Below are 19,897 nucleotides of genomic sequence, written 5' to 3'. Positions count from 1 at the left end.
TGGGCTGACGGGGGATCGGCAGAACGACGTATGTCGGCCACTCGCAACCATTAGTCGCAATGTCGACGCGAGGAGTACCACAAGCGGCAGATGGCCGTAGAACGGTACGGGGGCGTGTGATTAGGCTGCGTCCCATGGCCAGCGATGTGGACACCGCACCGCTCGTGGGCCGGGCCGAGCTGGTGCAGACGGTTCGGTCGGCGTTGCTCGGTGACGTGGCACAGGGGCAGACGGCCGCCGTCTTCCTGACCGGTGAGAGCGGTGTGGGCAAGACCCGCCTCCTCGGTGAGATCGGTGCCCGATTGCGCGACCAGGGCGCATTGGTGCTCACCGGCAGTTGCCTGGACATCGGCGACGCCTCGCCGCTGCACCCGTTGCTGCAGGCGTTGCGGCGTTTCGACGCGGACCTGTCCGCGGCGCAGGCGCGCACCTCCTCGGCGGTGCGCGGGCTGTTGCAGATGTTCGCCGACGAGACGGGCGGCCCGGACGGCGCCGGTGCCCTGCTGGAACGCGTCTCCAGGGGCCTGCACCTGATCGCCGAGGGGCGACCGCTGGTGCTGATCCTGGACGACCTCCAGTGGGTCGACCGCAGCACCCGCCAGCTGCTGCTCTATCTGCTGGCCGGTCTCGGTGACCTCCAGCTGTCGGTGCTGGCCGCGGTGCGGGCCGAGTCGTTGCAGGGCGCGCACCCGCTGCGCCGGGTGCTCACCGAGCTGCGCCGGCTGCGGACGGTCCGGGTGCTGGACCTGTCCCCGCTGGACCGCGCCGGCACCGAGCAGCTCGCCGCCGCGGTGGTCGGGCGGACGCTTGCGCCCGACGCCGCCGAGCAGGTGTGGCAGCGCAGCGGCGGCAACCCGTTCGTCATCGAGGAGTTGGCCCGCGACCTGCGCGACGGGCGGGACGGGCTGTCCGAGACCCTGCGGGAGATCTTCCTCGATCGGGTCGACGCGCTGCCGCAGCACGCGCACGCCGTGGTGCACGCCGTGGCGGCGGGCGTCGAGCCTGTGCAGCACTGGCTGCTGGCCGAGGTGCTGCGGCTGCCGGAGGACGAGCTGATCGACGCCGCGCGCGCCGCGGTCGCGCACCGGCTGCTGGTCGGCGCCGATGACGGCTACCGGCTGCGGCACCGCCTGGTCGCCGAGGTGCTGTCGCACGAACTGCTGCCGGCTGAGCGCTCCGGCCTGCACCGCCGCTACGCCGAGGCGCTGACCGCCGCGCCGGGCGAGCTGCACCAGGCCCGGTTGGCGTATCACTGGCGGCTGGCGGGTGAGCCGGCGCGGGCGTTGCCGGCGGCGGTGGCCGCCGCGCAGGAGGCCGAGCGGCTGCAGGGTTACGCCGAGGCGCACCGCCACTGGACGGCGGCGTTGCACCTGGCCGGCGACTCCGGCTCGGTGGAGGTGGACCGGATCGAGCTGCTCGGCAACGCCGCCGAGGCGGCCCACCACTGTGGGGAGCACGCCCGCGCGTTGGCCCTGCTGGAGGAGTTGGCCGCGCTGCGGGGCGGTGAGCCGAGCTGCGCGCTGCACATCCGCCGGGCCCGTTACCTGGCCGCCGCCGGTCGCTCGGCGCTGGCCGAGGAGGAGTACGAGCGGGCGCTGGAGGCGGCGGACTGCTCGCCGCGGGACCGGGCCGCCGCAGCGGCGCGGCTGGCCGAGCTGTTGCTGCACCTGGGCCGCTACGCCGACGCCGGCGCGCGGGCGCGCGAGGCGCTGGCGCTGGCCGAGAACGCGGAGGGTTCCGCCACCGAGGTCGTGCTGGCCAGCTCGGCGCTGGGCTTCAGCGACGCCTTCCTGGAAGACCCGGACGCCGGTCTGGCGGTCATGCGCGACGCCCTCGACACCGCCGAGCGCGCTGGCCAGCCCGAGGACGTGGCGTGCGCCTACCTGCACCTGGCGGAGCTGCTGACCGGGCCGCTGAACATCCTCGAAGAGGGCGTGGTGGTGGCACGGCGCGGCGCCGAACGGGTGGCCGAGCTGGGGCTGGGGCGTACCTGGGGCACCCGGCTGCTGGCCATCGCCATCAACGGGCTGTTCCGGGTGGGCCAGTGGGCCGAGGCGGAGAAGGTGGTCGCCGTGGCCCTGCGGCACCGACCGTCCGGCGCGGACGCCGTCGAGTTGCTGCTCGCCCGATGCCGGCTCTCGGTGGGCTACGGCGACATCGAGGCCGCCGGCCGGGACCTCGACGCGGTGGCGACCCTGCTCGCCGGCGGTGGGGCCCGCCACGTCATCCCGCTGCTCACCCTGCGGTCCGGGTTGGCGATGTGGGAGGGCCGGCACGACGTCGCGCGGCTGGCGGTCCAGCGCGGCCTCACCGAGAGCCGCTCCGACGACGTGATGATCCTGTCCGCACTGGTCTGGCACGGGCTGCGCGCCGAGGCGGAGGCGCACGCCAGCCGCGCCGTGGCCGTGGACCCGACGGCCGTACGCCGGCTGCGGGACGTCGCCGACCGGATGGCCCGCAAGAGCGCCGGAGCGGCCCGACCGGTGCGCTCGGTGGTGGAGGGCTTTCTGGCCCTGTGCGCCGCCGAGGTGAGTCGTCTCGACGGCAGCGACCCGGAGCTGTGGGCCACCTCGGCCGCCGAGTGGGACCGTCGTAACCACCCCTATCCGGCGGCGTACTCCCGGCTGCGGCAGGCGGAGGCTCTGCTGGCCCGGCGCAGTCGGGTGGCCACCGCGGGCAAGCTGCTGCGGGAGGCGTACCGGGTGGCGCAGGGGTTGGGCGCGGTGCCGTTGACCTCGGAGATCCGGGAGTTGGCGGGGCGGGCCCGGGTGCCGCTGGCCGAGCGCGACGCCGACGGCGCGCGGCCCGTCGCGTCGGCCGAGCCGGTCGACGACGAGTTGGCGGCCCTCACCGCGCGCGAACGGGAGGTGCTCGCGCTCGTCGCCGAGGGGTTGACCAACAAGGAGATCGGGCAGCGGCTGTTCATCAGCGAGCGGACCATCGGTGTGCACGTGTCGCACATCTTCGACAAACTCCAGGTCCGCACCCGCGTCCAGGCCAGCGCGATCATGTTGCGCAACTCCCGCGGCTGACGGCACCGGTACGTATCCCGGCGCGTGTGCGCGCCGGGATACGTCGTTCTACTGATCCGGGCGGCGGCCCTCGGCTGAGAGGCTGAGCCCCGTCGACGGCGTCACGGGGGCGTCACGACCACTATGGAGGAGAGATGACCGAACCCGTCTGGGGGCCCGTGCACCGGGACATCGTCGACCTGTTGGCCGACCACCCGGCGGACGTGCCAGCGGTGGTCGATCACCTCACCAAGCTCCAGGACATGCTGGTGCGGCTGCCACCGCTGGAGGCGAGTTGCCCGCTCGCCGACTTCAACAAGCTCTACCTGACGATCACCAGCAGCGTTCTGGACGGCCTGTACGACGACCGTTTCGTCGACCCGGTGTTCCTCTCCCGGCTGGACGTCGAGTTCGCGGCCCGCTACTTCGACGCCCTGCGGCTGTGGACCGACTCCAGCCCCGGGACGCCGAAGGCGTGGTCGTGTCTGTTCTCGCGGATGCGCGGGCCGGACGCCCGCCCGTTGCCGTCGGCGGCGGCCGGTGTGAACGCGCACATCAACTTCGACCTGCCGTTCGCGTTGGTGACGACGTTCGACCACCTGGAGTCGGAGCCGGTCGACGGCACCGACCAGCACCACGACTACCTCGAGATCAACAACATCTTCGCGGACAAGATCCCCGGCCTGCGGCGAGGCTATCTGGAGCGGTGGCAGCTGCTCATCGACATGCTCAACGGCGACATCGACGACTGGTACCAGGGGGAACTGGTCGAGTACACCCGCGATGTCGCCTGGCGCAACGCGCAGAAGATCTGGCGGTGCCGGCACGATCCGGAGGCCCGCGAGTGTGAGCGCACGCGGCTGGACGACAACGCCGCGGCGCTCGGCCGGTTGCTGCTCTCGCCCCTCGGGGCGTTCCTGCAGTAGCCGGGACGGGGGGTCCCCGCGCTCCGCCCGTGGGGGCGGCGGAGCGCGGGGGCGCGTCCGCCCCACCAGCTCCACCACCCGCGAGTCGGCCGGTGCTCACCGGCGACGGCGGGGAGTCAGCCGGTCGGCCCGGGGGGTGTCGACCGTCTGCCGCCGTCGGCCGGCCCGGGGGGTGCCGGCCGGCGGCGGGGGAGCCGGTGCGGGCCGGGCTCGCTGGGCCGGCCGGCGGCGACGGGACGGGTCGCCGGCCGGCCCAGCGGCCACGCGGGGGACGGCCGCCGGCCGGTGGCGGGGGATCAAACCGGCCGCGGGGCGTTCGGTGGTCGACAGGACACGGCCCAGGGGTGTCGGTTGGCTCGTACGGGGTACGCCCGCGCCATGACCGTCCTGGCCCGGCGCCGCCCCGCCGCCCGACCCCGACCCGCGCCGCCCGGCCCGCTACGCCCGGGCGGTCCGGTGCCGCGACCCGCCGCCCGGCCCGGGGCGCGATGAGCGCCGCTGCGGCCCGGTTCCCGTTCCGCTTCGACCCGGCGTTCCGTCCACCGTTGGCGCTGCTGGGCGTCCGGCCGGCGACGGCCTGGGTCACCGTCACCGACCAGGACCTGGTGATCCGGTACGGGCCGTGGCGGCTGCGCACCGGCCGGGACAACGTGATCGGCGCCGAGCTGAGCGGTCCGTACCGCTGGTGGCGGGTGATCGGCCCCCGCCTGTCGATGGTCGACCGCGGCGTGAGCTTCGGCAGCAGCACGGCGGGCGGGGTCTGCCTGCGCTTCGGCGTACCGGTGCCGGCCCTGGCGCCCGGCGGCCGGCTCCGGCATCCGGCGGCCACCGTCACCGTCGCCGACCCACCGGCCCTGGCGCGGCTGCTCGCCGGATGAGGACCTGCCCTGAGTAGGCCATCCGCGTACCCGGTTCCGCCGGTCGGACCGCCGCGCACCACCTACCGTCGGAGCAGGACCTGCGAGGGTGGGACGGGCGATGGCTGACGAGCACCGGGCGAGACCGCGACGCTGGAGCGGACGCCGCCATACGCCTACCGGACCGGACCCGGCGCTGCGCGCCGCCCGCGACCCGGCCCGCCCGCACTCCGGCGGCCGTCAGGGTGTCGTGGTGCCCGAGCGGGTCGACAGCCCGGCCCGGTCGGCGCCGCCGGCCAGCCCGCTGCGGCGGTGGCTCTTCGAACACCAGGTGCAGCCGCCGGGCCCGGAGACGGCCGAGGGGCAGAACCGCAGGCACGCGTGGTGGCAGGTGATGTGCCTGACCGGCGTGGACTACTTCTCGACCCTGTCGTACCTGCCGGGCATCGCGGCGGTGGCGGCCGGCGCGCTGTCCCCGCTGGCGACCCTGCTGATCGTCGCGCTGACCCTGTTCGGCATGTTGCCCATGTATCGCCGGGTGGCCCAGGAGAGCCCGCACGGGCAGGGCTCGGTGGCGATGCTGGAGCGGCTGCTGCCGTTCTGGCGGGGCAAGATCTTCGTGCTCGTGCTGCTCGGGTTCGTGGCCACCTCGTGGATCATCACGATCACCCTGTCCTCGGCCGACGCCACAGTGCACCTGCTGGAGAACCCGTACCTGCCGGACGCCCTGCACGGCCCGGCGGTGCCGGTGCTGGTCACCGTGGCGCTGCTGCTCGTCCTCGGCGGCGTGTTCCTGCTCGGCTTCCGCGAGGCCGTCGTGGTGGCCATCCCGCTGGTGGCGGTCTTCCTCGTCCTCAACGCGGTGATCGTGGTGGTCGCGGTGACCCGGATCGTCGAGGACCCCGCCATCGTGTCGGACTGGACGACCGCGCTGACCGCCGGCGGCGGGGCGGGTCACGTCCTGCTCACGGCAGTGCTGGCGTTCCCGCTGCTGGTGCTGGGGCTGTCCGGCTTCGAGACCGGTGTCAGCATGATGCCGCTGGTGTCGGCCGACGGCCCGGACCGGCCGGCCCGGCTGGCCGCCCGGATCCGCAACACCCGCCGGCTGCTCACCACCGCCGCGCTGATCATGTCGGTGTACCTGATCTCGACGACCTTCGTGACCACCGCGCTCATTCCCGCTGCCGAGTTCCGCCCGGGCGGCCCCGCGAACGGTCGGGCGCTGGCCTTTCTGGCGCACACCTATCTCGGCGAGGTGTTCGGCACCGTCTACGACGTGAGCAGCGTGCTCATCCTCTGGTTCGCCGGCGCGTCGGCCATGGCCGGGCTGATCAACATCGTGCCGCGCTACCTGCCCTCGTACGGCATGGCCCCGGAGTGGGCGCGCGCGGTACGCCCGGTGGTGGTCGTCTACACCGTCGTCAGCGTCGCCATCACGATCGCGTTCCGGGCCGACGTCAACGCCCAGGCCGGGGCGTACGCCACAGGCATCCTGGCGATGATGGTCTCCGGCGCGGTGGCGGTGACCATCTCCGCGGTCCGGCACCGCCAGCGCGTCGCCGGCATCGGCTTCACGGTGCTGACCCTGGTGCTGCTGTACGCGCTGCTGGAGAACGTCGTCGAGCAGCCGGACGGGATCACCATCTCGGCGCTGTTCATCCTCGGCATCATCGTGGTGTCGCTGATCTCCCGGGTCACCCGGACGACGGAGCTGCGCGCGGAGCGGATCGAGTTCGACGAGCCGGCCCGCCGGTTCGTCGCCGAGTCGCTGGCTCATGACGGGCAGCTGCACCTCATCGCGAACAAGCGCCAGAGCGGCTCGGTGAAGGAGTACACGATCAAGGAGCGGGCGCAGCGGGGCATGAACCCGGTGCCCGGGGCCGCGGACGTGCTGTTCCTGGAGATCGACGTGGTGGATCCGTCGGGGTTCAGCCAGGTGCTGCGGGTGCACGGCGTCGAGGTGGCGGGCTTTCGGGTGCTGCGGGCCAGCAGTCCGGCCGCGCCGAACGCGATCGCCGCGATCCTGCTGGCGCTGCGCGACGCCACCGGGGTACGCCCGCACGCGCACTTCGAGTGGTCCGAGGGCAGCCCGATCGCGCACCTGCTGCGCTACCTGATCCTCGGCCGGGGGGACACCCCGCCGGTGGTACGGGAGATCATCCGCCGTACCGAGCCGGACCCGCTGCGCCGGCCGGGCATCCACGTCGGCGGGTGACCGCACGCACCGTCTGGTGTCGTTAAAGATGAATGGCAGCACTATTCACGTTCACACCTTCCTGTCCGTATTGCGGCCATATGGTGACCTTTGGTGGTCGACGGCACGTCGAGCACCCCACGCCCCGATTGGCGTGGACCGTCACGTACCCAGGAAGGCAGGCACCTGATGTCCACGTACCGAGGAGGAGACCGCCCGGCACGACCCCGACGGCGGTCCCGATGGTTCTTAGCCGGCGGGCTCCTGGCCGGGAGTCTGGTGGTGGGAGCGGCCGGCGCCGCCGCCGCGGCCGACCGCGACCTCTCCCTCCCGGGCCTGGACAGGTTGACCAGCGCGGCCAGCCGCGACGACGACCGGCGGGACGACGACCGGTCCGGGCCGGAGCGTGACGGCGATGACGCCGAGCGGGCCAGACCGCACACCCCGGGCACCGGCAAGCGGGGCGTGGTCGCTGTGCCGTGCGACGCGGCGAAGCTGGTGGCCGCGCTGGTGGCGGCCAACGCGGAGGGCGGCGGGGAACTGCGGCTCGCGCCCCGGTGCCGGTACACCCTCACCGAGGCGTTCCACGAGACCGACCAGTACGACGGCGGGATCCGTGACGCCCGGGAGCAGGCCGACGCGGCGGAAACCCCCGGCGACGCGGACGCCCCGCCGCACAACCCGGCCGACGACACGTCCGGCCTGCCGGTGATCTACCAGGCCATCACCATCGACGGCGCCGGCGCGACAATCGCCCGTGACGCCCAGGCCGCGCCGTTCCGCTTCTTCACCGTCCGCGACGGTGGCGAGCTGACCCTGCGCGACGTCGAGCTGCACAACGGCCGTTCGGCCATCGAGGGCGGCAGCGTGCACGTCGTGCACGGCGCGACGGCAGTGGTGGAGCGGGTGACTGTCACCCAGAGCACCTCGCTCTCGCCCGAGGGCGGCGGCGGCGGGATCTTCAACGACGGCAACATGGTGGTCAGCGACTCCACCTTCATCGGCAACAGCGCCTCCGGCGCCGCGGGCAAGGGCGGGGGCCTGCTCAACGGCGGCGTGCTGACGCTGAAGCGCTCGGAGTTCCGCCACAACAGCGCCAACGGCTACGGCGGCGGGCTCGGCAACTACCGGGGCGCGGCGGACGTGGACACCACCACGCTCGCCGAGAACAGCGCCGCGCAGGGCGGCGGGCTGGCCAGCTTCTCGGCCCGCACCAAGGTGTACGACACCGAGCTGCTGAACAACACCGCACAGGTCGGCGGTGGCGCCGCCAACTCCGACGCGGTGCTGGTGATGCGCAAGATGACCATCCGCGGCAACACCTCCACCGTCAACGGCGGGGCCATCTCCACAGTCAAGGGCCTGCTGCCCCTGGACGACAGCGTGGTCGCCGGCAACACCACGCACGGCATCGGGGCCGGCATCTACGCCGAGAAGTCCAACCTGCTCGTGCGCGGCAGCGACGTGACCGGCAACGAGGCGGTCGGCGCGACGTCCAAGGGCGGCGGCATCTACGCCACCGCCGGCTCGGTGGCGCTCTACACGAGCAAGGTCACCCACAACGCGGCCACGGTGAAGCCCGGCGGCATCTTCGCCGAGCACGCCCAGGTCAAGATCGACGATGAGAGCGTGGTCGTCGAGAACGAGCCGACCAACTGCGAGGGCAGCGCGGTGCCGATCGCGCACTGCTTCCGCTGAGGCGTCGACCCGCGCGCCTCGTCCCGAGCGCAGCCATCCTGAGCCCGCCCGCCCGGACAGCCGTCCGGGCGGGCGGGCGTTTCCGTGCGCCGCTGCCGGCGTGGTCGCACGCCGCGCCCCGACCGCGGTCGGTCCAGCGTCCGAGCTGGCGGGCTCAGCTCGGCGAGCGCAGCCGGCCGGAGAGGTCGGCGGCGAAGAAGTCGAGGAAGCCGTCGGGGTCGCCACCGGCGTTCTGCAGCACGATGTGGTCGAAGCCGGCGTCGACGTACGACCGGACCTTCGCCACGTGCGGCTCGGGGTCGGGGCCGACGGCGAAGAGCTCGCGGATGTGCTTCTCCTCCACGTGCGCGCTGGCCGCGTCGAAGTTGACCGGATTCGGCAGCTCGCTCATCACCTTCCAACCGGTGACCATCCACCGGCTGGTCTGCAACACCGCCTGCACCGCCTGGTGCTCGTCGGCGGCCCAGGCCAGGGGCACCTCTGCGTAGCGCGGGCCCGACCCGTCGGCACGCCGGTAGTGCTCGACGATCGAGGGGTCCGGATCGGTGGCGAACAGCCCGTCGCCGAGTTCGGCGGCGAGCCGGGCCGATGCCTCGCCGCTCGCCGCGACCGCGATCACCGGCGGGGTGTCCGGCAGGTCGAAGACCCGGGCGTCCTCCAGTTGCAGGTGTCGTCCCTCGTACGACTGGTAGCCGCCCTGCCAGAGCAACCGGATGATCTCCAGCGCCTCGCGCAGCCGTTCGTGCCGGCCCCGCACGCTGGGAAAGCCCTGGCCCACGACGTGTTCGTTGAGCCGTTCGCCGGCCCCGACGCCGAGGGTGAAACGTCCGTCGGAGATCAGCGCCATGGTCGCCGCCGCCTGCGCGATGATCGCCGGGTGGTAGCGCACGGTCGGGCAGGTCACGCCGGTGGCCAGGCCCAGCGTGGTGGTGCGCGCCGCGATCGCGCCGAGCACGCTCCAGGTGAAGGACGAGTGGCCCTGCGCGTCCAGCCAGGGGTGGAAGTGGTCGCTCATCTCGACGAAGTCGAAACCGGCCTGCTCGGCCCGGACGGCCTGGCGGATGATCTCCTGCGGTCCGAAGCCCTCCGAGGCCAGCTTGTAGCCGATCTGCATGGCACGCTCCCGATTCCGTCCGCCCGCTGACGCGGGTCGGTTCCCGCCTGCGGGACCGACAAACGCCGCCCCGCGTCCAAACCAGCCTCCTAGGACGCCCTACGCGGTGTGGCAGCGCCCCCGGACTCCGGACAGCGGACGGCCCGCGCCCCTTTCGAAGGGGCGCGGGCCGGTGGGTCGCGTACGCGTCCTACTTGGACGGCTCGGGCAGCTTGCAGTCGACCTTGGGGTTGGCCCCGATGTAGTTCAGCGGTCCGGCCACGATGGTGACCAGGATCGTGCCGGCCTCGGCGCAGTTGGTGTCGTCGCCGCTGTAGTAGCCCCGCTGACCGCCGGCGATGGCGCCGATCACCAGCCAGATCACGACGATGACTCCGAGTATCGAGGTGCCGCGCATCGCTGCCTCCTGAAGGAATGTGGTGGATCTGAGGTGCAGGCGTTGTACCCAATCGGGTCGCGCGGCTAACGGTGGGCGTCCGACACCCCCGCCGGATCCTCCGTCCGGCCGATGCCGTCCGCCGTCGGTACCGCACCGGCATCGGCCGCCCGCATCGCGTACCGACCGTCGGCTATCGGATCGCCGACCGACCCGGCCCCCGGGCGGGCCACCGGACGTAGAACTGCGTCACGGCCCCGCCGAGGAGGACCCATGAACGCCCCGACCCCGTCCCTGTACATCGACCGCCCCGAGGACGTCGCGGTCGCGGCCCGCGCGCTCGCCGGCGGCGCGGTCGTCGCGGTGGCGTTCGCCAACTTCTACGCGATAGTCACCCGGCCCGACGCGGCCACCGTCGGCCGGGTCAACCTGGCCAAGGGCCGCCCGGTCCACCAGGTCGGCAGCATCACCACAGCCATCGGGCGGATCCCGGGAATGTTCGACTGGTCCCGGGTCTCGCCCCGGTTGCCGATCGCCCGGGTGCGGGCGCTGATGGACGCCCTCTACGGCGCCGGGCCGTTCGGCTTCCGGGGCCCCGCCGCCGACCGGCTGCCCGAGCACGTCACCCAGCGCGACCGCGGCCTGCGTACCACCCAGGTCATCGCTCCCGGTCTGACCTGCCCGTCCAACACGTTCTTCGAGCGGGCACTCGCCGAGACCGGCACCGATCACCTGTACATCACGTCGGCGAACCGGTCCCGGCACCACACCGGGGCCGTCGAGGAGCCGGCGCACTGGAAGGCCGGCGCGCTCGCCGCCGACTTCGCCCACCTCGACGACCTGCTGGTGCTGGCCCACCCGGACGAGGCGGCCGCCCGTGCCGCCTACCCCGGCTACCTCACCACGTCGGTGACCCTGCTCTCCTTCCACGCGCCGGAGTGCGAGCTGGAGGAGCCGCCGGTACTGACCGTGGACCGGCACGGTTCGCTGCACCTGGACGACGTGCGCCGGGCCGCCGCACCGCTGGGCCTTCAGGTGCGCCTCGGTACCGCCGCCGGACAACGGTTGCAGGTCCGGGGGTACGCGGGAGCGCTGGTGTGAGCCACCGCCGGGTCGGCCGGGTGGTGCCCGGCGCGGGGGCTCAGTGCGGCGGAGCGGGAGCCTCCGGCGGTTTGCCGCGACTGCGGCGGTAGTCGGCGTACGCGACGCCGACCAGCACCAGCAGGGCGCCGAGGGAGGCGCACAACGGCGGCAGGTACAGCACCCCCGGTGCGATCGTCAGCAACGCCAGGAGACCGCCGGCCCGCGACGGCGACACCCGGCTGAACACTTCGTACTCGAATGAGGACCGACCGACCAGGAACAGCGCCGGGCCGCCGAGGATCACCGCCGCCCAGGCCGGCGGCGTACGGCCGGGGTCGTCGTGCAGCACCAGGTCGAACCCGGAGGCCGTGACCACCACCCCGGCGATCATCAGCAGGTGGGTGTACGGCGCGGTGAGCAGGAACCGGCCCGGCGCTCCGGACATCTTGATCGCCGTCGGCAGCAGCTGGCCGGACTTGTGGACGTAGATCCGCCAGAGCACCAGGGTGGTCGCGAACGCCACGGCGAACGACGCGATGTTCTGCGCCTCGGAGTGGGCCAGGTTGAACATGGTGCCGATGGTCAGGATGCAGTCGCCGAGGGCGATGATGAAGAACTGCTGGTACCGCTCGGAGAGGTGCTCGGCCGTGACGTTGCGCTGCGGCTCCGGCACCGCTCCCAACCCGGGCACCGGGTACGCGAGCCGGAAGCCGCTGTAGTCGATGGCGAGCGCGATGGCCCAGCACGCCAGCCGGGCGTCGCCGCTGACGTACGCCCCGATGATCCAGGGGATCGCCGACACCGCGAACCAGACGAAGATGCGCACCGCCCTGCGCTGGGTCTGCGGTTCCCGGCGCACGGCAGGCATCAGGAACAGCCCGCGCCCGAGGTGGATGGTCACGTACGTGGCGGCGAAGACGATTCCCCGTGCGCCGAACGCCTCCGGGATCGCGGTGGTCATCAGCAGGGCGCCGAACATGACGGCGCTGATCAGCAGCTTGATCTCGGTGCGTTCCGGGTCGTACAGGTCGGTGACGAGGGTGGTGATCGCCCACGTCCACCAGACGGCGGCCAGCAGGATCAACGACTGACCGGCCCGATGCCAGTCGAGCTGGTTGACCATGCCCCGCGAGATGAGGGCGAGCGCGACCACGAACACCAGGTCGAAGAAGAGTTCGAGCAGCGTCACCCGGCGGGGGGCGTCCGGGTCGCGCACCGGCGGTCGGGTCTTGCGGTGCCCGGGCTCCGGCGCGGAGTACTGCACGATCGCTCCCGCGGTGCCGGTGGACTCGGCGAGCCGTCCGGCCCACCTTGACCGACGCTAGCCGGCGGCCGGCCGCGCCAGTGGGGATTCGTCCAGCCGTCCCCCGACCGGGGAGGGGCCCCCCGTCCGCTCCGCCGAAACGACGGAACCCCCGGGCCCGACCGTCGAGAAGACGGGCGGTCCCGGGGGTTCGCTGTCGGCACTCAGCCCTGGCTGCCGCCCGGCAACACCGCTGTCGCCTGGTCACCGGCGCCGGCCAGCACCCGCGCCTGCTGCGGCCAGGTGGCCAGTGCGGGTGCCGCACGCAGACCGGCGGCCCGGATCAGGTCGCGCAGCGCCGGCTCGTCCAGCTCGCCGAGCTGGCGGTAGGTGCGTACGCCGGCCGCCTGCAGGGCGGCCGCCATCTTCGGCCCGACCCCCTGGATCCGGCGGAAGTCGTCCGCCGGGCCCGTCGGCTCGGTGTCGACCTGCGTCGCCGTGGTGTCGGCCGTCCGCACCGGCGGGGCGGCCCGCACCGGCTCGACGTCCTCGACGTCCGCCGAGGACGCGACCGCCGCGACCGCCGGCGCCGCCTCGGCCGGGGTGGCCTCGGCGTACGTGGTCTCGGTCTGCGGGGCCTCCGCCGGCTCGGTCCCGGCGTCGGTGGTGTCCGCCGGGCTGGTCGCGGCCGGGCTGGTCTCGACGTCGGTGGTCTCGGCCGGGCTGGTCGCGACGTCGCTGGTCTCGACGTCGGTGATCTCGGCCGGGCCGGTCTCCGCCCGCGTGACCTCCGCCGGGGTCACCTCGGCGTGGGACGCCTCGGACGGCAGGGTGTCGGTGCTGTCGTCCATCGGCTGGCGCGGGGCGATCACGGTCGCCGGGGCGGGCTGCTCGTCGACCGCTACCGGCTCGGGGTCCGTCGTGAACGCGGGCACCTCGTCGACCGCGTCGGTCCGCTCGGGGGCGGGCGGCGGCGCGTCGGTGAGGGCCATGTCGCTTGTGTCGACGGCGTCCGGGGCGGAGTCGTCACGCGTGGTCACCGCGGCCGGTGCGCTGACCGTGTCCACCGGGACCGGCTCCTCGCTGACCGCGGCCGGGGGAGCGTCCACGGCCGCCGCCGGGGTGGACTCGTCGGTGGCGGCCGGCGGCACCGGAGCGTCGATCACGGCCAGGCCGGCGACGGGGTCACCGTCCACGATCGACTGACCCCGCCCGCTGGCCCGCGTGTCCTGCCGGCCGCGCAGCAACCATCCGGCGGCCAGGCCCAGCAACAACGCCAGTACCACTATCAGCGAGTGTCCGATAGACCACTCCACGGCGAACCTCCCTCTCTGCTCGTCGAATAAGTCACGAGAAAAACTCGCCGCAGCTTTGCACACGCGCTTTGCCGACGACAGAGAGGACCGGCCGTCGGGACGGTCATCCCGTGGGGTGCCTGGCGGGTGACGCAGCGTCGCAGCCCCGACAGGACGTGACAGGCAGCGGCCACGCCACCGATGTGCGCGACGACGCAGGGCCGGACCGCCGCACACGAAGCGACCCGGGCCGGCGCGGTCGCCGTGCCCGGGTCGGTGGTGCCGCGTTCAGTCCTGGTCGCCCTCGTAGGTGTGGAAGTCGTCGACGAAGCGGCGCCGCAGCGGGGGCACCCGGCTGGTCACTCCGAAGTAGCCGCGCGCACCGAGCAGCGCGAGTCGGCCCACCACCGGCCGGTACATCCGGTCGTCGCCGCTGGTGCCGCTGCGGTGCAGCGAGTCGGCGACCCGCGCGAAGCCGTACGGCACCATGGCGGCCTCGTAGTCCGCGACCGCCTGCACCAGCGTCTTGTCCCCGGCGGCGGCGCGGGTGAGGTGCTTGCAGAGCAGGCGTGCGTCGCGCAGCGCGGTGTTCGCGCCCACCCCACGCCCCGGCGTCATGGTGTGGATGGCGTCGCCGAGCAGCGTGACGGTGCTGCTCTTCCAGGGCGGCGTCGGCTCGGACGTGCTCACCTTGATCGGCAGGGCGCTGTCCGGATCGCTCATCCGCAACAGTTCCCGCAGGTGCGGATGCCAGTTGGGGGTGAGGTCCAGGGCGACGCGGATCAGGTCCGCACCTCGGCGTTGCAGCACGTCGGCCGGGAAGCGGCGGGCCGTGCTCCAGATGATCAGGTTGATGTAGTCGGCGCTGGTCTGCGCCGACAGGCCGGACCAGGCCCGCAGCAGGGCGGCGTCGTCGTCGCTGACGCCCGGCTTGATCGCCCGGTCGGCGTCCCACTTGAACTCCATCACGTGCAGCACACCCATGGTCCCGCCGGCGCCGAAGATCAGCGAGATGCCCTTGCGGACCCGTTCGGGTACGAGGTCGCGGGTCTGCGCCGTCAGCGGAATGCGGGTGGCGATGTTGATGGTGCCGGCGTCGCGGGTCACCGCGTGTGGCAGGTACTGGCGGCGGACCGCCGAGTGTGTGCCGTCCGCCGCCACCAGCAGGTCGCCGGTGGCGCTGGTCCCGTCGGCGAAGTGCGCGGTGACCGTGCCGTCGTCGTGCTGCTCGTACCGGACGAAGGTCTTGTCGAAGCGCACCACGTCGCCCAGGTCGGTCAGCAGCACCTGCCGCAGCACCATCCGGGCCACCGAGTGTTCGGTGTGCACCGGGTCGACGGCCGGCCGCAACTCGAACGAGGCGGTCTGGCGCAGCCGCTGGGTGACGACGTTGAAGTAGCTCGGCGGTCGGGCGCAGGTGGCCAGGAACGTGGCGAACAGCTTCGGCGGCAGGCACTCGCGCAGCGCCAGGCTGCCGGTGGGGCCGATGCCCACCCGGTAACCGAGCAGCCCTTCGGCGCTGTTGCGGTGGCGTTCGTAGACGGCGACGCTGATCCCGGCGCGGCGCAGCCCGTGCGCGAGGCACAGACCTCCGGTGCCGGCGCCGATGATCAGGACGTGCGGTCCGGCGGCGGACATGTCAGCCGGCCGGGTGGGGCGCTGCCACGTCGGCCGCGTCCCAGCGGTAGAAGCAGTCGGCGATGGCGTCGCGGGGGGAGCGCCAGGTCGACAGGTACGGCGAGGTGTGGGCCGCGAGCCGCTCGTTCACCTGCGCAAAGAGCGGGTGGTTGCGGGCTGCGGCGAGGGCGCCCGGGTCGACGTCCGAGGTTTCGATGAGGTGCACGAACACGTCGTGCAGGCAGTACAGGGACCGGTGCGTGACGCCGGTCAGACCCGGTAGTTCGGTGGCGTCGGACTCGGCGAAGATCTGGGCGACCCGCTCCTCCGCGCCCGGGATGATCCGGCTGACGATCAGTAGACGACTCATGGGAACCCTTCCGCCGGTGGCCGGTTCCGACCCGTGGGCCGGTGGTCACGTGCTCGTTGTGCCCACCGTGCCGCAGGGTGTGTCACGTCACCGTCACGTGGGCCGCCCGGCCGGTGACGGCCGGGCGGCGGTCACCGGGCCGACGGTCGCGGGGCGGGTGGCCGCCCGGATCGGGGCGAGCGTGTCGTCGAGCAGGGCGCTCATCGCCGGGCTGGGCTCCAGGCGCAGCTCCCGGCGCAACAGGTCGCGGTATACGTAGAAGGCGTGCACCGCCTCGAAGGCGTTGCCCTCGGCGAGATGGATACGCACCACCAGTCGGTGGGGCGTCTCGCGCAGCGGCTCGGCGGCCATCGCCTCCAACGCGGCCTCCAGCGCCTCGCCGTGCCGGCCCGCCGCGAGGTGCTGCGCGGCCACCTGCTCCAGCATGTGCAGGCGCAGTTGTCGCAACCGTTCCCGGTCCAGCAGGACCCAGTCGTCGTACCAGCCGGGCAGCAGGTCGTGCCGGCCGGCGGCGAGCGCGCCGGCGGTGGTCCGCGGGTCGTCGCCGTTGCGGACGCGGGCGGCCGTCTGGACGAGGTCGTCGACGTCGAGCCGTACCGCCGGGGCCAGTCGGACCGTGTCGCCGGCCACGACCATCGGGCAGCACGGGTCCTGCCGCAGCCGCCACAGCGCGGTACGCAGCGACGACAGCGCCCGCTCCTCCGACACGTCGGGCCAGAGCAGCCCGGCCAGCTGGCTGCGGGTGGCGCCGGGACGCAGCCCGATCAGCGCGATCACCCGTTGCAGGCCGCGCGGCACCACGATGTGCGCGGTGGCGTGCAGGAGCCGGAAGCCGCCGAGCAGATGCAGTGCGAGGTCGGCCTCGCCGGGACCTGCGGCGGTCGGCACGGACGGCTCAACGGCCACGGCGGCACCCCCTGCGGAACGCTCGTCCCGACTGTCTGCTGTGTCCCGGATCGGCTGCCGCCTCGCCACCGTCGACCCCGTCGATGGAATGCGACCACGGCTGTGAAGACGCGGCACCGCCCGCCGGAGCCGCCGGGCTGACCACCGTGAAGATTATCAATAATGGTCACGGTGAGTCAACGCCGATGTTGGCCTTCCCCCGACTGGGGGCAACCGTGAGATCGGTTCTGAACTGGTAAAACGTCATTCCTTTGGCTCGGGATGCACGCATGGGACGCATAGCTCATACACAGGTTGCGTCAACGCAGCGTCACCGTGCAGCGTCGACGGTCGGTTCGTCGCGGTGACGCCGCCGTGACGACGACTGCCGCATCGTGGCGGCAGTCGTCCAGCGCGACCGGAGGTTCACCGGCCGGCCCGGACGCCGTGGGGGGAGGCCCAGCCATGGAGCGATCGCTGATCGTCGCGAAGGTCGTACCGACCGCCGAGGAACAGGTCGCGGACATCTTCGCCGAGTCGGACGCGACCGAGCTGCCGCGCCTGGTCGGCGTCCGGCACCGCGCGCTGTACCGACTGCACGACCTCTACGTGCACCTGCTCGACACCGAGCATCCGGCGCAGGAGGCGGTGGAGTCCGCCCGTGGTCACCCCGAGTTCGTCCGGGTCAGCGAGCGGCTGCGGCCGTACGTCTCGCCGTACCTGCCGACCTGGCGCTCACCGCGTGACGCGATGGCGCACTGCTTCTACCGCTTCGACGCCCCGGACGCCGGAGGGCGCTCGTGACCGCCACCGCCGGGCCCGCGGAGCAACTCTGGTCCCGCTGCGCCGGCTGTGCGAGCCTGCTCTACCGTAAGCGGCTGCGCCGCAACCTGGACGTCTGCCCGGAGTGCGGTGAACACACCCGGCTCGGCGCCCCGGAACGACTGCGCCAGCTCGTGGACCCGGGCTCCCTGCGCCTCCTGCCCGACCGGCCGAGCGAGGCGGACCCGCTCGACTTCGTCGACGTGCTGCCCTACCCGCACCGGCTCAGCGCCGCGCGGGTCAGCACGGGCCTGGCCGAGGCGGTCCTGTGCGGCACCGCCACCATCGGCGGACAACCGGCCGCCCTGGCCGTGATGGACTTCCGCTTCCTCGGCGGCAGCCTCGGCTGCGCGGTGGGTGAGCTCATCACCCGAACCGCCGAGCAAGCGCTTGACGATCGCCTGCCACTGATCCTGGTCACCGCGTCCGGTGGGGCGCGGATGCAGGAGGGCGCCCTGTCGCTGATGCAGATGGCCACGGTCAGCCAGGCCATCGCCGCGCTGCGCGAGGCGGGTCTGCTCACCGTCAGCGTGCTGACCGACCCGACCTACGGCGGGGTGGCGGCGTCGTTCGCCACCAACACCGACCTGGTGCTCGCCGAGAGCGGCGCCCGGATGGGGTTCGCCGGACCACGGGTGATCCGCCAGGTCACCGGCCGGGCGTTGCCCGAGGGGTTCCAGACCGCCGACTTCCTGCTGCGCCACGGTCAGGTGGACATGGTGGTGCAGCGCCGGTCGCTGCGGGGTCGACTCGCGGCGCTGCTGGCCGCGGCCCGCGCCGGCCGTCCGGCGCGGGCACCCGTACCCCGTCAGGAGCCGGCGCGGCACCACGAACGCCTGGCCGGCGCGACCCCGACCGTCCCGCCGGCGGAGGCCGACGGCCACCGGCCGGCCGACGACGGCCCGACACCTGCGGTACGCGACGCGTGGGACACCGTGCGCACGGCCCGCCACCCGGGTCGACCCACCACCCTGGACTATCTCGACTCGGTCTTCGACGGGTTCGTCGAGCTGCACGGCGACCGGCTCGGCGGGGACTGCCCCGCCATCGTCGGCGGTGTCGCCCGGCTCGCCGGCCGGCACGTCATGGTCATCGGCCACCAGAAGGGACACACCACCGCCGACCTGGTCGCCCGCAACTTCGGGATGGCCAGCCCCGCCGGGCACCGCAAGGCGCTGCGACTCATGCGGCTCGCCGCGCGCCTCGGCCTGCCGGTGGTCACCCTCGTCGACACCCCCGGCGCGGACCCGGGGATCAGCGCCGAGGAGCAGGGCCAGGCGGCCGCCATCGCGGAGAACATCCTCACCCTCACCGTGCTGCCCACCCCCGTCCTCGCGGTGATCACCGGTGAGGGCGGCAGCGGTGGCGCGCTGGCCCTCGCCGTCGCCGACCGGGTGCTGATGCTCCAACACGCGGTGTACTCGGTGATCAGCCCGGAGGGCTGCGCCGCAATCCTCTGGCCGGACCGTTCCGCCGCGCCGCAGGCCGCCCGCGCGCTCCGGCTGACGGCGCCCGACCTGTGTCGTCTCGGCGTCGTCGACGAGATCGTCCCCGAACCGGCGACGGCCGCCCACGACGACCCTGCAGAGACCGCCCGACGGCTGCGCGCCGCGCTGCTGGCGAACCTGCTGCCGCTGCTGGACGTGCCGCCCGCCATGCTGGTCCGCCTGCGCCGGCAGCGGTTCCGCCGGTTCGGCGCCACCCGCGCCGGTGCCCGGGCGGGTGCCCGATGACCGCCGCGCCCACGGTCTCCACGGTGGACAGCTCGAACGGTGGGCCGGACGCCGGGGCCCGCACCGACGAGGGCCGGGTCGACGCGGACGACGGGCGCGTGGCGCAGACCGGCCCCGAGCCCGCCGACGCCGTCCTCCCGGCCGGACGTCAGCCGGCGGACGGGCAACCGGGGACCGACGCGGACGCCGAGGAGGTGCTGGCCGGGCTGCGTCGACAGGCACGGCACCTGCTCGCCGAACTCCCCGGCCCGGTGCGTCGGATCCGGCTGCGCAGCGGGACGACGGTGCTGGAGGTCCAGTGGCACCCGGACGAGCCGGCCGCCCGACCGGACGTACCCCCGGCACCGCCACCGGCCGGCGTCCCGCCCTCGGCGGGCGCGGGCGTGCCCGGCCCGCCGGCCGCGCTGATCCGGCCGCCGGTTCCCGGGCGTCCGGCGGTCCGGGCACCGATCGTCGGCACCTTCTACCGCGCGCCGGAGCCCGGCGCGAGACCGTTCGTCGCGGTGGGCGACCTGGTCCGCCCCGGCCAGCCGGTCGCGATCGTCGAGGCGATGAAGCTGATGAACGAGGTGACCGCCGACCGGGCCGGGCGGGTGGCCGCGATCCTCGTCGAGGACGGCCAGCCGGTGGAGTACGACCAGCCACTGGTCGAGCTGGATCCGGCCTGACGGCG

At 73.5% G+C, this 19,897-nt stretch carries 15 protein-coding genes and 1 pseudogene; 9 read left to right on the top strand and 7 right to left on the bottom strand.

What is annotated here, in order from left to right:
• Positions 1-134: 134 nt before the first annotated feature.
• From ACLQ27_RS02895 to ACLQ27_RS02875, 5 genes are all read left to right on the top strand, one after another.
• Positions 135-3,032, top strand: coding sequence for a helix-turn-helix transcriptional regulator (locus ACLQ27_RS02895; protein WP_425865493.1), 2,898 nt, complete (start codon positions 135-137; stop codon positions 3,030-3,032).
• A 134-nt stretch (positions 3,033-3,166) separates the two neighbouring features.
• Positions 3,167-3,937, top strand: a complete 771-nt coding sequence (locus ACLQ27_RS02890) for a DUF5995 family protein (protein ID WP_234590474.1) — start codon at positions 3,167-3,169, stop codon at positions 3,935-3,937.
• Positions 3,938-4,425: 488 nt separating this feature from the next.
• Positions 4,426-4,815, top strand: a complete 390-nt coding sequence (locus tag ACLQ27_RS02885) for a hypothetical protein (RefSeq protein ID WP_234587034.1) — start codon at positions 4,426-4,428, stop codon at positions 4,813-4,815.
• A 100-nt stretch (positions 4,816-4,915) separates the two neighbouring features.
• Positions 4,916-7,009: an amino acid transporter gene (locus ACLQ27_RS02880; protein ID WP_357496999.1), complete on the top strand. Its 2,094-nt coding sequence runs from the start codon at positions 4,916-4,918 to the stop codon at positions 7,007-7,009.
• A gap of 168 nt (positions 7,010-7,177) precedes the next feature.
• The gene (locus ACLQ27_RS02875; protein ID WP_357496997.1) at positions 7,178-8,686 is read left to right on the top strand and encodes a hypothetical protein; all 1,509 of its coding nucleotides are present in this window, start codon (positions 7,178-7,180) and stop codon (positions 8,684-8,686) included.
• A 154-nt stretch (positions 8,687-8,840) separates the two neighbouring features.
• Here ACLQ27_RS02875 and ACLQ27_RS02870 read toward each other — a convergent pair whose 3' ends face one another.
• Complete coding sequence (locus tag ACLQ27_RS02870) at positions 8,841-9,800, bottom strand: TIGR03557 family F420-dependent LLM class oxidoreductase (RefSeq protein ID WP_357496995.1); 960 nt, start codon at positions 9,798-9,800, stop codon at positions 8,841-8,843.
• Between the two features lie 190 nt (positions 9,801-9,990).
• On the bottom strand, positions 9,991-10,197 hold the full coding sequence (locus ACLQ27_RS02865) for a hypothetical protein (RefSeq protein ID WP_007460667.1): 207 nt from the start codon (positions 10,195-10,197) through the stop codon (positions 9,991-9,993).
• A 252-nt stretch (positions 10,198-10,449) separates the two neighbouring features.
• Between ACLQ27_RS02865 and ACLQ27_RS02860 the strand changes: the two genes are divergently transcribed.
• Entirely contained in the window at positions 10,450-11,277 is an 828-nt protein-coding gene (locus ACLQ27_RS02860) for a hypothetical protein (protein ID WP_357496993.1), read from the top strand.
• 40 nt (positions 11,278-11,317) lie between these two features.
• Here ACLQ27_RS02860 and ACLQ27_RS02855 read toward each other — a convergent pair whose 3' ends face one another.
• The 5 genes and pseudogenes from ACLQ27_RS02855 to ACLQ27_RS02835 form a co-directional block, all read right to left on the bottom strand.
• Positions 11,318-12,523: a low temperature requirement protein A gene (locus ACLQ27_RS02855; protein WP_425865492.1), complete on the bottom strand. Its 1,206-nt coding sequence runs from the start codon at positions 12,521-12,523 to the stop codon at positions 11,318-11,320.
• A 203-nt stretch (positions 12,524-12,726) separates the two neighbouring features.
• Positions 12,727-12,990, bottom strand: a pseudogene (locus tag ACLQ27_RS02850) (hypothetical protein); the annotation flags it as partial.
• 1,095 nt (positions 12,991-14,085) lie between these two features.
• A complete protein-coding gene (locus tag ACLQ27_RS02845) occupies positions 14,086-15,435 on the bottom strand; it encodes an FAD-dependent oxidoreductase (protein WP_357496989.1) in 1,350 nt (449 codons plus the stop codon).
• A 1-nt stretch (position 15,436) separates the two neighbouring features.
• Positions 15,437-15,784, bottom strand: a complete 348-nt coding sequence (locus ACLQ27_RS02840) for a TcmI family type II polyketide cyclase (protein WP_357496987.1) — start codon at positions 15,782-15,784, stop codon at positions 15,437-15,439.
• Between the two features lie 93 nt (positions 15,785-15,877).
• On the bottom strand, positions 15,878-16,690 hold the full coding sequence (locus tag ACLQ27_RS02835) for an AfsR/SARP family transcriptional regulator (RefSeq protein WP_234587055.1): 813 nt from the start codon (positions 16,688-16,690) through the stop codon (positions 15,878-15,880).
• A 444-nt stretch (positions 16,691-17,134) separates the two neighbouring features.
• Here ACLQ27_RS02835 and ACLQ27_RS02830 point away from each other — a divergent pair, with 444 nt between their 5' ends.
• The 3 genes from ACLQ27_RS02830 to ACLQ27_RS02820 are packed head-to-tail and all read left to right on the top strand — an operon-like array spanning position 17,135 to position 19,892.
• On the top strand, positions 17,135-17,473 hold the full coding sequence (locus tag ACLQ27_RS02830) for a TcmI family type II polyketide cyclase (RefSeq protein WP_234587057.1): 339 nt from the start codon (positions 17,135-17,137) through the stop codon (positions 17,471-17,473).
• Complete coding sequence (locus ACLQ27_RS02825; protein WP_357573843.1) at positions 17,470-19,224, top strand: acetyl-CoA carboxylase carboxyltransferase subunit alpha; 1,755 nt, start codon at positions 17,470-17,472, stop codon at positions 19,222-19,224. Before ACLQ27_RS02830 ends, ACLQ27_RS02825 begins: the two co-directional genes overlap by 4 nt.
• A complete protein-coding gene (locus ACLQ27_RS02820; RefSeq protein ID WP_425865491.1) occupies positions 19,221-19,892 on the top strand; it encodes an acetyl-CoA carboxylase biotin carboxyl carrier protein in 672 nt (223 codons plus the stop codon). Before ACLQ27_RS02825 ends, ACLQ27_RS02820 begins: the two co-directional genes overlap by 4 nt.
• Positions 19,893-19,897 lie beyond the last annotated feature (5 nt).

The sequence above is a fragment of the Micromonospora sp. DT63 genome, from assembly GCF_049841615.1.
GTDB lineage: Bacteria > Actinomycetota > Actinomycetes > Mycobacteriales > Micromonosporaceae > Micromonospora.
Note: the sequence above shows the minus strand (reverse complement) of the source record. Positions and strands in the feature narration are given on the sequence as shown.

What these genes read in the sequence shown, in the direction of transcription:
- ACLQ27_RS02840 (WP_357496987.1), bottom strand. Translation starts at nt 15,784, where the DNA reads ATGAGTCGTCTACTGATCGTCAGCCGGATCATCCCGGGCGCGGAGGAG.
- ACLQ27_RS02845 (WP_357496989.1), bottom strand. Translation starts at nt 15,435, where the DNA reads ATGTCCGCCGCCGGACCGCACGTCCTGATCATCGGCGCCGGCACCGGA.
- ACLQ27_RS02880 (WP_357496999.1), top strand. Translation starts at nt 4,916, where the DNA reads ATGGCTGACGAGCACCGGGCGAGACCGCGACGCTGGAGCGGACGCCGC.
- ACLQ27_RS02875 (WP_357496997.1), top strand. Translation starts at nt 7,178, where the DNA reads ATGTCCACGTACCGAGGAGGAGACCGCCCGGCACGACCCCGACGGCGG.
- ACLQ27_RS02870 (WP_357496995.1), bottom strand. Translation starts at nt 9,800, where the DNA reads ATGCAGATCGGCTACAAGCTGGCCTCGGAGGGCTTCGGACCGCAGGAG.
- ACLQ27_RS02865 (WP_007460667.1), bottom strand. Translation starts at nt 10,197, where the DNA reads ATGCGCGGCACCTCGATACTCGGAGTCATCGTCGTGATCTGGCTGGTG.
- ACLQ27_RS02885 (WP_234587034.1), top strand. Translation starts at nt 4,426, where the DNA reads ATGAGCGCCGCTGCGGCCCGGTTCCCGTTCCGCTTCGACCCGGCGTTC.
- ACLQ27_RS02890 (WP_234590474.1), top strand. Translation starts at nt 3,167, where the DNA reads ATGACCGAACCCGTCTGGGGGCCCGTGCACCGGGACATCGTCGACCTG.
- ACLQ27_RS02860 (WP_357496993.1), top strand. Translation starts at nt 10,450, where the DNA reads ATGAACGCCCCGACCCCGTCCCTGTACATCGACCGCCCCGAGGACGTC.
- ACLQ27_RS02820 (WP_425865491.1), top strand. Translation starts at nt 19,221, where the DNA reads ATGACCGCCGCGCCCACGGTCTCCACGGTGGACAGCTCGAACGGTGGG.
- ACLQ27_RS02895 (WP_425865493.1), top strand. Translation starts at nt 135, where the DNA reads ATGGCCAGCGATGTGGACACCGCACCGCTCGTGGGCCGGGCCGAGCTG.
- ACLQ27_RS02830 (WP_234587057.1), top strand. Translation starts at nt 17,135, where the DNA reads ATGGAGCGATCGCTGATCGTCGCGAAGGTCGTACCGACCGCCGAGGAA.